General features: G+C 53.2%; 9 protein-coding genes. 1 reads left to right on the top strand and 8 read right to left on the bottom strand.

Annotation, left to right across the window (positions count from 1 at the left end):
• Nucleotides 1–10: 10 nt before the first annotated feature.
• A complete protein-coding gene (gene lpdA / locus ACFPQ4_RS19745; RefSeq protein ID WP_378113620.1) occupies nucleotides 11–1,441 on the bottom strand; it encodes a dihydrolipoyl dehydrogenase in 1,431 nt (476 codons plus the stop codon).
• A 212-nt stretch (nucleotides 1,442–1,653) separates the two neighbouring features.
• On the opposite strand from lpdA, the gene ACFPQ4_RS19740 reads away from it, so the two are divergent.
• Nucleotides 1,654–1,968 carry a DUF2627 domain-containing protein gene (locus ACFPQ4_RS19740; protein WP_378113619.1) on the top strand — a complete coding sequence of 105 codons (315 nt, stop codon included), beginning with the start codon at nucleotides 1,654–1,656 and terminating at the stop codon, nucleotides 1,966–1,968.
• Between the two features lie 68 nt (nucleotides 1,969–2,036).
• Here the strand turns inward: ACFPQ4_RS19740 and ACFPQ4_RS19735 are convergent, their stop codons facing one another.
• From ACFPQ4_RS19735 to ACFPQ4_RS19705, 7 genes are all read right to left on the bottom strand, one after another.
• Nucleotides 2,037–3,203, bottom strand: a complete 1,167-nt coding sequence (locus ACFPQ4_RS19735) for a peptidyl-prolyl cis-trans isomerase (RefSeq protein WP_378113618.1) — start codon at nucleotides 3,201–3,203, stop codon at nucleotides 2,037–2,039.
• Nucleotides 3,204–3,328: 125 nt separating this feature from the next.
• Nucleotides 3,329–4,999, bottom strand: coding sequence for an extracellular solute-binding protein (locus ACFPQ4_RS19730; RefSeq protein WP_378113617.1), 1,671 nt, complete (start codon nucleotides 4,997–4,999; stop codon nucleotides 3,329–3,331).
• A gap of 4 nt (nucleotides 5,000–5,003) precedes the next feature.
• The gene (locus tag ACFPQ4_RS19725; RefSeq protein ID WP_378113616.1) at nucleotides 5,004–6,410 is read right to left on the bottom strand and encodes a response regulator transcription factor; all 1,407 of its coding nucleotides are present in this window, start codon (nucleotides 6,408–6,410) and stop codon (nucleotides 5,004–5,006) included.
• Nucleotides 6,388–8,163, bottom strand: coding sequence for a sensor histidine kinase (locus ACFPQ4_RS19720; RefSeq protein WP_378113615.1), 1,776 nt, complete (start codon nucleotides 8,161–8,163; stop codon nucleotides 6,388–6,390). The genes ACFPQ4_RS19725 and ACFPQ4_RS19720 overlap by 23 nt, the downstream gene beginning before the upstream one ends.
• A 141-nt stretch (nucleotides 8,164–8,304) precedes the next feature.
• Nucleotides 8,305–10,101: an extracellular solute-binding protein gene (locus ACFPQ4_RS19715; RefSeq protein WP_378113614.1), complete on the bottom strand. Its 1,797-nt coding sequence runs from the start codon at nucleotides 10,099–10,101 to the stop codon at nucleotides 8,305–8,307.
• Between the two features lie 105 nt (nucleotides 10,102–10,206).
• Nucleotides 10,207–11,103: a carbohydrate ABC transporter permease gene (locus ACFPQ4_RS19710; protein WP_378113613.1), complete on the bottom strand. Its 897-nt coding sequence runs from the start codon at nucleotides 11,101–11,103 to the stop codon at nucleotides 10,207–10,209.
• A 20-nt stretch (nucleotides 11,104–11,123) separates the two neighbouring features.
• Complete coding sequence (locus ACFPQ4_RS19705; protein ID WP_378113612.1) at nucleotides 11,124–12,074, bottom strand: ABC transporter permease; 951 nt, start codon at nucleotides 12,072–12,074, stop codon at nucleotides 11,124–11,126.
• Between the last annotated feature and the right edge of the window lie 254 nt (nucleotides 12,075–12,328).

Genomic DNA, 12,328 nt, shown 5'->3' with positions numbered 1-12,328 from the left:
GAATCCTTTATTAAGCGTGTCCGGCTCCGCCGTCCAACGCAAGCATGACTTCTTGCAGCGCTTCCGATAGCGTCGGATGCGGATGAATCGCTCGTCCGATTTCCCATGGCACCGCATCCAGCAGCTTCGCCAGCGACGCCTCGGCGATCATGTCGGTCGCATGCGCGCCGACTAGGTGCACGCCGAGCAAATCGCCGCTAGCCTTATCCGCGACCACTTTCGCGAAGCCTTCGGTCTCCCCGTACACGAGCGCTTTGCCTAGTATGCGCAGCGGGAGCTTGGCTACCTTCACGTCGTACCCGTTCGCCTTCGCGTCCGCTTCGGTCCATCCGATCGAAGCCGCCTCCGGACGAGAATAGATACAGCGGGGAATGTCCCGGTCCGCCGTACGCGAAGATTTGCTGCCGAGCAAATGATCGACCGCGACCGCCGCTTCGTGCATCGCCGCATGCGCCAATTGGACGCCGCCGATGCAGTCGCCGATCGCATAAATGTGCGATTCGCCGGTCTGCAAAGTTTTAGGACTAACGACGACGAACCCTTTGTCCGCCTTCACGTCCGTATTTTCCAAACCGAGCTGTTCGACGTTGCCTTGGCGACCGACGGATACGAGCATATGTTCCGCGGTAAGCGTTGTCGTCTTATCGCCGGAGACCGCTTCGGCATGAACGCCGTTCTCCGTCACCGTACAAGAATCGATCTTAAGCGAAGCGCCGGTCAAGATGTTCACGCCGCGTTTCTTAAGCGCCTTCGCCAGCTCCGAGCTTACGTCCTTATCTTCTCCGGGAACGATTCGTTCAGCCGCTTCGACTATCGTCACTTGGCTGCCGAAATCGCTCAGCATCGATGCCCACTCTACGCCGATCACGCCGCCGCCGACGATAATAACCGACGCGGGAAGCTTCGGCCAATCGAAGGCTTCGTCGCTCGTTACGATCGACGAACCGTCGTAAGGCAGTCCGGGCAACAGGCGTGGTCTTGAGCCCGTGGCAATGATGACGTGTTTCGGCACGACGGTCTCGGACTCGCCGTTAGCTAACTCGACGAAGATCGATCCGCTCCGCGGGGAGAAAATGTTAGGACCAATAATTCTGCCGCTCCCGGGCAGCACTTGAACGTTATGCTGCTTCATGAGCGCTTGTAAACCTCTATGTAATTGCCCGACGATGTCCGTCTTGCGAGATAACACCGCAGTCCAGTCCACGCTGACTTGTCCGCCGGCAACGTTAACGCCGTATGAAGCAGCCGCTCCGATCGTGGCGTACACTTCCGCGCTTCGCAGCAGCGACTTGCTAGGAATACAGCCGCGATGCAAGCACGTTCCGCCAAGCTTGTCCTTCTCGATGACTACGACGCTCCGCCCGGCTTGCGCCGCTCTGACCGCCGCGGTATAGCCTCCGGGCCCGCCGCCGATAATGGCGACATCGACTTCGATTGGCATTTCGTTTCCCCTCCGTATAGTTGCTCGTCTACTATTGTACCTTTTTTTGCCCGTAGGAACAAAATCCCACGCGTTTTTCTAGATTAAGGAGCAAAACTATCGAATCGACCTATCGGGCGAATCGGCAAAATACGGCAATATGACGCTTTCATAGACAATAAAGGCTGAAATCGTTATGATTAGAGGAGTGGAAGGAGGGCTATATTGACCTCATGAAGTTAATTATGCAGAGACTTATCGCCATTTTGCTACTAGTCGTTCCCGGACTAGCGGCTGCCTATGGTTTCCTGCTCATGAAGGACGCGCTCTTCGATTATTTCGCGGATATGGGTGACGTATCGATCACGCCGGCATTCGCCTGGGGATCGTTCGCGCTCGGTGCACTTTTATTTCTACTCGGAATCGCCTTCATTGGCGGATGGGTATTCTACCGCGACCGTAAGCGCAACTACTTGTCTCCGCGCTTCCGACCGAAGAGGCCGCCGCGTCCAAGCGCGAAACCTCCCGAAGACACGCAATCTGAATAACGCATATGCCAAAAGGCTCCTGCCGCCCTTATCGGGCGCAGGAGCCTTTTAATTTGATTCTGACGTGCTTATTGCGCGGCGGAAGCCGACGGCGATGCCGCTGGCGAGGATGCCGGCGCGGATGCTGCCGGCGAAGATGCGGCCGGCGTTTCGGCTGGTGCGTCTTCTTTAACCAAGTTTTTCACGTGGTTGTCCGCTTTGAGCTTGTCCAACCAAGAAGCCTCGTTCGTGCCGAGTTGTTCCGCCCAGTACGCGTCTTGCACGTCCGCTTTTTTCTCGTCGTAAGACGGAACTACGGCTGGCTTAACGTCCGTTACTTTGATGATGTGGAAGCCGTATTGCGACTGAACGACATCGCTGAGTTGACCTTTATCCAGCGCTAGCGCTGCTTGCAAGAATTCGGGAACCATTTGAGCATCGGGACCGAAGAAGTCGCCCAGATCGCCGCCGTTTACAGCGGAACCCGTATCGATCGATTTCGCTTTCGCGATCGTCGCGAAGTCTTTGCCCGCCTTCAGGTCTTTAAGGATAGCATCGGCTTCTTCTTGCGTTGCCACGAGAATGTGCGAGGCTTTAACTTGCTTCGGCGTCGTCGCGAACTTATCTTTGTTCGCTTCGTAGTAAGCCTTGAAGTCGTCTTCCGTTGCAGGATTAGCGTTAGCGTACACTCTTTGCTTCAACACTTGCGGAATGATTTGTTGCTCTTTGAACGTTGCCAAGTCGATTCCGTTCTGGTCGAGCGCTTTTTGGAACCCTTCCGCGCCGCCGAAGTTCGTCTCGTACTTCGCGATTTCCTTGTTAACGTCCGCGTCCGTAACTTCGATACCGGCTTTGTCCGCCATTTTGCTGATCAGTTTCTTTTCGATTACGGCATCGACCATGGTCGCGAATTGCTCGGCCGGCACTTGGGTTTTGATTTCTTCGTAGAAATCGACTTTGGAAACCGAACCGCCGTCGAATTTCGCGATTTTCTTGTCCGATCCGCCAAGCGGATTTGCGATCAGCACGAACGCGAGCGCCGCGACGGCAATGACGGACAATCCGATCCATGGCCAAGCGGGCATGGCTGCTTTCGGAGCGGACGCTCCAGCTGCGCCTTCCTCTTCTTGAGCGAGTTTGATCTCTTCTTGTTCCGTTGCTTCCGACCCCTCGGAATCGTTCAAACGGAGCGTCTCCGCGGTATCGCGATTGTCGTTCTCAGGCACGTTCGCCTGTTCCTTTTCCATGTCGCTCATAGCAGTAATGCCTCCTTAGATTTAAAAAACTAACCTCCCTACTATATCAGATTTTCAAATCCGTACATTAAAACTAGCTGAAAAATTCGAACCGTTTGCAACAAGTTTCCACATTATTCGGTACCCTACTTCGCTTGGGCGTCTACGGTCGATGTTACTTCGGCGGTGATGCGGTCCCCGCCTCCCGCCTTCCAACGCGTCACGAAATCTTCGAACGCGTCGATCGGTATTTCTCCCGTAATGATCTGCAAATAGGTATCATGTTCCATCTGTTGTAGCGCGGGCCAGCTTTTATCCATCGAAGGCGTCGTTCCGTAAAATACCGCTTCCTTCTTTACCATCGGCTGCTTGCTCACCGCGCCGCCCAGCAAATACGCTTGCGAGGCGCTCCAGGCTTCCATATTTTTGCGAGGCGACTCCATCTCTTGCTTCGTATCTTCATAAAGCGACTTCGAATCCGGATCCAACTCATCCGAATTGACTTCTCCGGCAAGCGCCTTTACGAGCAAATCATGGCGCTGCTCGATCGCATCGGGGTAATCGAGCAACAAGTCGAACGGATAGTAGCTGCGCAGCTGCGTGCCGAGTTGGCTCGCCGTTGCCCTTAGCTTCTCGACTTGTTTAACATTGGGATCAAGGTTGCGCTCTAGTCTAGTCAGCACGTTCAACAATTTGAGCGCTGCTTCGGGATGCGCATACCCTTTGCGAACGACCAAATAGCGATCCGTCGTCGGAGACGTATTCGTGACGAACGTGCCCATGTCGTCCACGGGCGCCGCGAAAACGCGCCATTCCGCTTTCGTATCTTTGGCGACCGAAGTAGACAACGGCCAATAAGGAGCCCACCACGGACCGAAAATAATGCCGGTCTGATTCTCCTCGATTACGTCGGTAATATCTTTGCGCAGCACGAATTGCTTGTCTATGACGCCTTCCTGGTACCACTGCGCGAGCAACGCAAGCGCCCGCTTCGCGTTCGGGGTAATGGAGCCGTAAACGACGTTGCCGGATTCATCGCGAATCCAGCTTTTCGGAAATGCGTGATAAGCCGAAAAGATGCCGTTCAATCCGTGCACGCCGATTTTTTCGCCGAATACGAGCTGCGTATCGACCGGGATTCCGATAGTGTCCGCGTTGCCGTTGCCATCCGGATCGCCCTTCATGAAAGCATGGGCGATATGCGCCAAATCGTCTAACGTACGCGGCGGAGACAGCTTAAGCTTATCTAGCCAATCTTGCCGCACCCAGACGTACGTCGGCGCATCGGCTTCGATGGCTACGTTAGGCATGGCGAACAGCTTGCCGTCCTCCGAAGCTTCCTTAATGGCTTTGCCGCCCGTCGCATCGTAGATGGACTTGACTAATTCGGAGGCATACGGTTCATAGTAACTGGACAGATCCTCGATCATGTCGCGCTCCATGAGCGAATGGAACTGGTCTCTCGTTACGATGAACACGTCCGGCAAGTCGTTGCTGCGAATCGCTAAATCCAACATGCTCCTGTACTGCTCTTCGCCGCCGGCTTCCCAATCGTATTTGACCTCGATACCGGTTTGTTCCTGCAAATAGCGAGTCAAGAAGTGATTGTCCCGCAGATCACCTTCCGGCAATGTAATATCCGAATAGGAGTAGGCGATGCTGAGTTTTACCGGCGGATCGTACGCAGCGTAGGCTAAGTTCTCCGCACGTTCCGAGGGCTGCCCGTTTTTGCAAGCGGGAACGATCGTAATGATCGCCGCGCAGGCACATCCGACAACTAGTCTGCGCCAACCGCTCTTGTTACGTAAGGCGACCATTCGCTCAGCTCCTCTCGTCTCTTCTCATCCGGTATTCGGTCGGATAATAGCCCGTGCGTTCCCGAAACACCCGGCTGAAGTGCTTATCGTCCTCGAATCCGATACGGCTAGAAACCTCGTATACAGACAAATCCGTCGTGTTCAACAGTTCTTTCGCTTGCTCGAGCTTCATCATCCGAAGCGTGTCCCCGAACGACACCCCCGTGAACTTCTTATAGCACTGGCTGAAATAGCTGCGGCTCATGCCGACCTGCTTGGCGACTACGTTCTGATTCAAGTCCGAGGCGGCGTAGCGCTTCATATATGCCATCGCTTGCAGCAAGCAGACGACGACCTCTCGGGACAACGTAAGCTCCACCATTCTGCGCTGGAGCGTTGCCATCATTTCCGACAACCAGCTTCGGACTTGCTTCCAGCTTTGCGGCGACTGCTCCGGCTTCCATTTCGTTTTGCGTTCGGCGTCCGACTCCCAATCGAAGTATAACGACCAGTCTTCGGCCAAGCCGCTCGTGATCCGGATTAACGATGCGGGAGGGGGCTGCGTCGCTTCGATTTTATCGACAAGCTGCTTCCATTCCTTGCCGTAAAACAGCCACTTCATTTGTTCCAGCTCGAGCTCGATCGCTTGAACCGATTTGTCGGCTTCCGCTATCCGGGAAGCTTGCGCCGCGTCTTCCGCGAACGGATCGAGATGTAAGCCCGTCTGTGGGATCGGAGAAGCACCGTAAAACAACCAACCGGGCAACATACGTACGATTAGCGCTTCAGCGTCGGCTTGCGACAGCTTCGCGGAAGGCGCGAGCTTGATCGGCTGCCAATGCTCCCTCAGGCTTAGCGGCAATTTCATTACCCCATCGGCTGTTTCTATATCGCTGGCAGGCTGAAGCCAGATCGAGTCGGTTAGCATGATCGGTTTGCGACCTGCCGTAACGCCGGCCAGCAGCGCCTCCTTGTTAACCGGATGCTCGAAGGTGCAAAATGCGGTCGCACCTTGGAATGTCCGGACGGGGGAAACAACGGCCTCGCGCGATTCCCACGACAATCGCTTCAATATTCTCGTCATCGTTTCGTCGACGTTGCCGCGATTCAGCAGCGTCTTAACGATATAATCGATCGCGCCGAGCCGCAGCGCCTCTTGCACGTAATCGAACTCGTGATGGCACGTTAGCACGACGGACTTGATTTGCGGATAAAGCGTTCGCACCTGCTCCATGAGCTCGAACCCCGTCATGCCCGGCATGCTAATATCGACGAACAGGAGATCGACGTTCGTTTTGCCGAGCAGCGCGAGGGCCGTATGTCCATCCTTCGCTTCGCCGACGAACCTTATATCGTAAGAAGACCAATCCGTCATCGAGATGAAGCCTTTGCGTACGAGTTTCTCGTCGTCAACTAGTAGAGCGTTGATCATCGCGATCCTCCTTGATCTCATTCGGAATTTCTACGGAAAGTACGGTACCTTCGCCAAGACGGCTGTCTATGACGAGCAGATCCTCGTTGCCGTAATAACGACCTAACAAGCTTCTGACGTACTTGAGCCCGATGCCCATCCCCATCATCGGCCGGTCGCCGTCTTTGCCGAGCAATCTGCTCGCCGTTTCTTCGTCCATTCCGGGTCCGTTATCGGCCACTTCCAAGCGTAGCGCGCCCTGCTTGGTCATGCCGATCGCGATACGGATCACTCCGTCTTCTTTGCTTTTACCGTGATAAATCGCGTTTTCGACTAACGGTTGCAAAATGAATCGCGGAATAGGTATGGAGAGCGCAGCTTCGTCCACGTCGATGACGAACGCCAGCTCGCCCTCGTAGCGGAAGCTTTGCAGCTCGATATAGTTGCGCAGCGCGCCCAATTCGTCCCGAACGGTAACGATCAGGCTTTGCTTGCCCATGTTGTAATGGAGCACCTGCACGAGCAGCGTCAGCAGCCGGTCGATATCGTCCTGCCCGTTCGACCTTGCTAACCACTGCACCGTATTGAGCGTATTGTGCAAGAAGTGCGGGTTGATTTGGCTAAGCACCTTTTCCATTTCCAGCTGGCTTTTCATTCGTTCATTGCGCGCGACTTCGCCGATCAGCTCGTTAACGGTCGTCTTCATGACTTGGAAGTTGCGGAGCAATTGATCGAATTCCTCGACATGCGTCAAGCTGACTGGAGATTCGCGATCGCCCGTCATGCGGACGATCTCTTTGTTCAGCTTGCGAAGCGAGCCGTACACTTTGCGCCAGATGAGCATGGCGAGTACTATCGCGAAGCCGAAGGAGGCGATGATCAGCGCGGCCATTCGCCAAATCCACGCGTTGATCTCGCGGTTGAAGACGCTTTGATCGACGGCCGTAACGAGCTTCCACCCTTGCGAGCTCTCGTAACCGAACAGATAGTAGCCCTTGTACAGCTTGTCGCCCGATGCCGCCATATCCCAGCGCAGCAAGCTTCCGTCGAACGGGGCTTCTCCGCTATCCGCGTAGATGCCGTCCCCTTCGTCGTTAATGAGGAAGTGCGACACCTTCATGCCGTACCATTGACTGTTCATGATCTGATGGAACAGGTTGTAATTCGTCTCCAAATAGATATAGACGGATTGGTCCAAGTCTGTCCGGACTTCGCGCAGCGAGGAAAATACGATGTTCGTGCTATTCTTGTACTGCGTGCGATGTGGACCGAAATACGACGCGCCGTTGTAGCGAACGAACGGAGGCAAGCCGGATACGCCGAAGTCGGGGCTGACGGCCAGGTTCGTGAACAAAATCGGATCGGTCGCTTGAGGATTATAATAAACCGTCAATCCGAGATTCGGATTCGTGAAGTTAACGATATTTAAGCTTTCTTCGATCTCTTTCATCATGTCGGCTTTTTCGGTTAATTTCTCGGTATTCAAGTAGGCATTGACGCGTTCCGCGGTTTGCCCGTCCAGCGCGAACTGTTTGGAGACGAAATCGAGGTTGCTAAGCACGTTCTCGAGACCGGTTGCTTCTTGCTTCAAGCTCGCATCGATGCCGGCACGGATTTTGTGCGTCAGAATCGAATGCAAGGAAGAATACGTAAACGCGGAAAATAAAATGGGCGGAAAGAGACAGGCTATGAGCAAATAGATAACGAGCGTGCGTCTGAGCGTACCCGATTTGAATGGATGAGGCATTTTGCGAATGAATCTGAACGGGGCCAACAAGCTCGTCCTCCTTATCGTGCAATCGCTTACTTTTCTCATGTTAACAGTTCGTCCACGGCTAAGGAAGGGGACAATTATAGCAAAAGGGTACGGAAGAGCCGCGTTACGCGGCTGCTTCCCTACCCCCTCTAACGAAATTTAGCTATTTTTACGGTATTCGAACGTTTTTTTGTTTTGCTCGATGTTCCACGCAAGCACGTCGTCGTAGCCAAGACCTTTAGCTTTATCGATCATCTCTTTTTTGAGCTTATCGAATTCGCCTTCGTTTTTCGCGAAGATCATCTTCCAGGAGTATTGCTTGATAACCGTTGCGACTTGACCTTTCTTCTGCTCGAGATCCGCAGGATAAGCCTCGGGAGGCGTACCCGTGAAGAGCGGTCTCATAACCGACAGCTGGTTATGCTGCAGGAGGTAGTCTTTAGGCGTCGGTGCGCCCATTGCCGCATTCCAATCTTCGTGCAGTTTGTCTGGCGCTTTCGCAAGCTGGGAGGACCAAAGGTTGTAGTCGTAAGGCTCGCCCGTAATCGGGTTGATGTCCGTAGTCTTGAACGTCGTATTGTTGATTTGGTCGCGGCCGTCTTTCCAGATGCCGCCGCCGAACTCTTCCGGAATCGGCGTTTCGCCGGCAGGAAGTGTTTTCGCGCCCAGCTCGGTCAACACTTGTTTGCCGTCTTTCATTTCCCACATCAAGCCTTCAGGTCCGTTATCCGCGATCATGCGGCCTTCCGGGCTGTACAACCAGTCGAGGAATTGCATAACGCGTTCCGGATGCTCGGCTTTGGCGCCGATTGCCCATACACGGGAGCTTCCATAAGGGTCATAGCCGTAGGAGTAGTTGCGCTCGTCGCCGAATGGAACCAGTTCCAGACCTTTGCCTTCGGCAAGATGCTCTGGCGTGTTATACGCGTCATCCGCCCACGAGAACATGGAGAACAGCAACTGACCGTCTTTCATTTTGTTGATGTAATCGTCGAACTTTTGCGTCGGTGAGTCTGGATCCACGAGGCCCATTTTGTTCGCGTCATAGTAGAGCTTAAGAGCGCGAATGTAGTAGCCGTCTTCGTCAAGGATCCCTTGCGTTTCATCCGTATCCGCGGAGATCAGCGTGAAGCCGCCTTGGGCAAAACCGTCGCTCTCGTCGAAGCCATGAAGCGCAGCCCACGATTTCGCGAGAACCATCATGTTGCCATCCCAATCGCCCCACATGGAGAACGCGTACGTCGGACGACCGGATTCGCTCTTCGGATTCAATTCTTGCATTTTCTTCAGAACAGGAAGGTAGTCTTCCATCGTCTTGATTTCAGGGCGTCCGATTTGCGTATAGAGGTCCCAACGCAGGTTCGGGTGGTAGTTCAGCTCTTTTCCTTCGGAAGGACCTGGCTTGTCTTCGCCGACATCGTTGCCGATTCCGTATACGGACGTACCGCCGCCGAAGTTTTTCTTGTTCTTTTCGATCGCTTTCGGTGCATATTTCAAAATGTTTTGTCCGTATTTATCAAGCAGACCGTCTTTCGTCCAGTCGATGATCATGCCCGCTTTGATCGCATCTTGGTACTTCGTGCCGTCGTCGCCGAATACGACGAGGTCGCCGAGGTCGCCGCCCGCCATCATTTGCGCCCATTTAACGTCGCCGCCGCCCTCGAGGTTCGAGGAGATGATGTTCAGGTTGATGTTGAATTTATCTTTAACGACTTTCGCAAACCATCCGGTTTGTTCGCCGGAGAAGTTCGAGAGCATCGAGAACACGTCGAGCGAAATCTCTTCTTGCGGTTCCGCCGATGCGCTCGGGGAAGCCGATTCGCTCGGTGCAGCACTAGAAGCAGGCGGTGCAGACGAAGAAGCCGCATTGTTATTGTTGTTGTTCGAGGAACAAGCCGTGATCGAAGAAACGAGTAAGACTGCCGTAAGCAACGATAATGTTTTTCTAAAAGTCACTAGGTTTTGCCTCCCTTATTGGTTACCTTCCTAATTTAATGCAATTGCTCAAAATTACTGCGGTAATCTTCTTCGACCTCACCACCTCTCATGGCTTCAGCGCGATTAGCCTTTGACCGAACCGATCATGATGCCTTTTACGAAGAAGCGCTGGAAGAACGGATATACGAACAAAATCGGGGTTACGACGATCATCGCAACGGTCGTGCGAATAGACGTTGCGGTCTGCAAATTCGCAAGATCGATATTCATTGCGCCTTGCGAGCTCCGCATAATCGCAGCGAGCGAATTCGATTCGTTCATGTACTTGTAGAGTACATACTGAAGCGTGTAGTACGTCTTATCCGTCATCAGGAACAACGTATCGACGAACGAGTTCCACTGACCGACGGCCGCGAAAATCGCGATTGTCGCCGCGATCGGCTTAATGAGCGGAAGAACGATTTTCCAGAACAACGTCATCGTGCCGGCCCCGTCGATCTCCGCCGATTCCTGCAGCGATTCCGGAATCGATTCGACGAACGTCTTGACGAGGATGACATAGAAGGGCGTTACGATGCCTGGCAAAATATAAGCAAGGAAATTGTTCGTCATATGCAGATTCATCATGATGATGTACCAAGGAATGATTCCCGCGTTGAAATACATCGTAATGATGATGAACCGGTACCAGAATCTGCGGCCCCACATTTTACGTTTCGTGAACAAGAACCCTAGGAACGCCGAACCGAGTACGGTCGCGATCGTCCCGAGCACCGTTCTCTCGAGCGAGACGAGCGCTGCGTGCGACAAACCTTTAATCTTCAGCACTTCTACATAATTGTTAAAGTGAATTTGTTTCGGATACCAAGTGACGAGTCCTCGCGAGCTAAGATCGTTGCTACTGATCGTCTGAATGAACAAGTAGTAGAACGGATACACGCAGAGCAGCGTGAAGATGACGAAGAACGTAATGTTGCCTATTGAGAATAGACGGTCTCCAAATGAGCGTCTTATTTGCATCCGAAGTCTCTCCTTTCTCCTTAGATGATCGATTCGCCGCGTACCCACTTTGACATACGGTTAGCGAAGAACAACAACGCGATGCTTACGATCGACTTCAGCATGCTGACGGCCGTAGCGAACGAGAAGTTAAAGCCTACCAGACCGATGTTGTAGACGTACAGATCGAGCACCTCGATGTGATCTTTGTTCATCGGATTTTGGAACACGTAAAATTGCTCAAGGCCGTTGTTAATGAAGTTGGCGATCGACAAGAGCAGCAGCACGAAGTACGTAGGCATTAGGCCCGGCACCGTAATGTGCCACATGAGGCGGAACCGACCGGCGCCGTCGACTTTAGCCGCGTCGTACAACTCCTGATCGATGGACGCTATAGCGGCGATAAAGAGAATCGCACCCCATCCGAGCCCTTTCCACGTCGACCACAAAATCATTTTGAGCCAAGTATGACTGTCGCTAGCTAAATAGTTCACGCCATGGTCTTGGAATCCGAGCGAGATCATCACTTTGTTCACGACGCCCATGTCGACGGAGAACAGCATGAACGCGATCGCGTATACGAGTACCCAGCTGATGAAGTTCGGCAGCGTCGTGAACACTTGAACGAACTTCTTGAACTTCGTAGAACGGATTTCCATGAGCATAATGGCGAAGATGACCGGGAAGATCGAAGTTACGATACCAAGCAAGCTCATCGCCATCGTATTTTTCATGACGCGCAGCACTTCTTGCGTCTGCGTCGGATTCGAAACAATCGATTTGAACCAATCGAATCCTACGAATTCCGTATCGAAGAGCGAAAACCCCGGACGATAGTTGTAGAAGGCATATAGCCAGCCGTATAACGGCATGTAGCTGAACACGAACACGAGTGCGAGAAAAGGTAGCGCATACAAGAACAATTGATAACGATCGGGAATCCTCCCGATTCTAATCTGATTGACAAGAGGCCTTTGAGTGACCGGTTTCATGAAATCCCCCCTGTTGAATTGCGCCGATCCGCGACGTCCGGCAATACGGTAAGCGCTTTCTTCACTTTCTAATCTTATTCTAGCGTCGCATAGGCAAAGGAAGGGATGGACGTCGGTTAGCGTTCTCGCTTGCGCCGTTCTTAGATCTCGAACGAAATTCCAACTTCGCAAAACCGTTTTCTAATGCGACTAGAGTAAAGGGCTGAGATTATCAGCCCCTCCTCATCAAACCGTACGTGAGGTTTTCCCTCATA

The sequence above is a fragment of the Cohnella yongneupensis genome, from assembly GCF_042655785.1.
Taxonomy (GTDB): domain Bacteria; phylum Bacillota; class Bacilli; order Paenibacillales; family Paenibacillaceae; genus Cohnella; species Cohnella yongneupensis.
Note: the sequence above shows the minus strand (reverse complement) of the source record. Positions and strands in the feature narration are given on the sequence as shown.

What these genes read in the sequence shown, in the direction of transcription:
- lpdA (WP_378113620.1), bottom strand. Translation starts at nt 1,441, where the DNA reads ATGCCAATCGAAGTCGATGTCGCCATTATCGGCGGCGGGCCCGGAGGC.
- ACFPQ4_RS19740 (WP_378113619.1), top strand. Translation starts at nt 1,654, where the DNA reads ATGAAGTTAATTATGCAGAGACTTATCGCCATTTTGCTACTAGTCGTT.
- ACFPQ4_RS19735 (WP_378113618.1), bottom strand. Translation starts at nt 3,203, where the DNA reads ATGAGCGACATGGAAAAGGAACAGGCGAACGTGCCTGAGAACGACAAT.
- ACFPQ4_RS19730 (WP_378113617.1), bottom strand. Translation starts at nt 4,999, where the DNA reads ATGGTCGCCTTACGTAACAAGAGCGGTTGGCGCAGACTAGTTGTCGGA.
- ACFPQ4_RS19725 (WP_378113616.1), bottom strand. Translation starts at nt 6,410, where the DNA reads ATGATCAACGCTCTACTAGTTGACGACGAGAAACTCGTACGCAAAGGC.
- ACFPQ4_RS19710 (WP_378113613.1), bottom strand. Translation starts at nt 11,103, where the DNA reads ATGCAAATAAGACGCTCATTTGGAGACCGTCTATTCTCAATAGGCAAC.
- ACFPQ4_RS19705 (WP_378113612.1), bottom strand. Translation starts at nt 12,074, where the DNA reads ATGAAACCGGTCACTCAAAGGCCTCTTGTCAATCAGATTAGAATCGGG.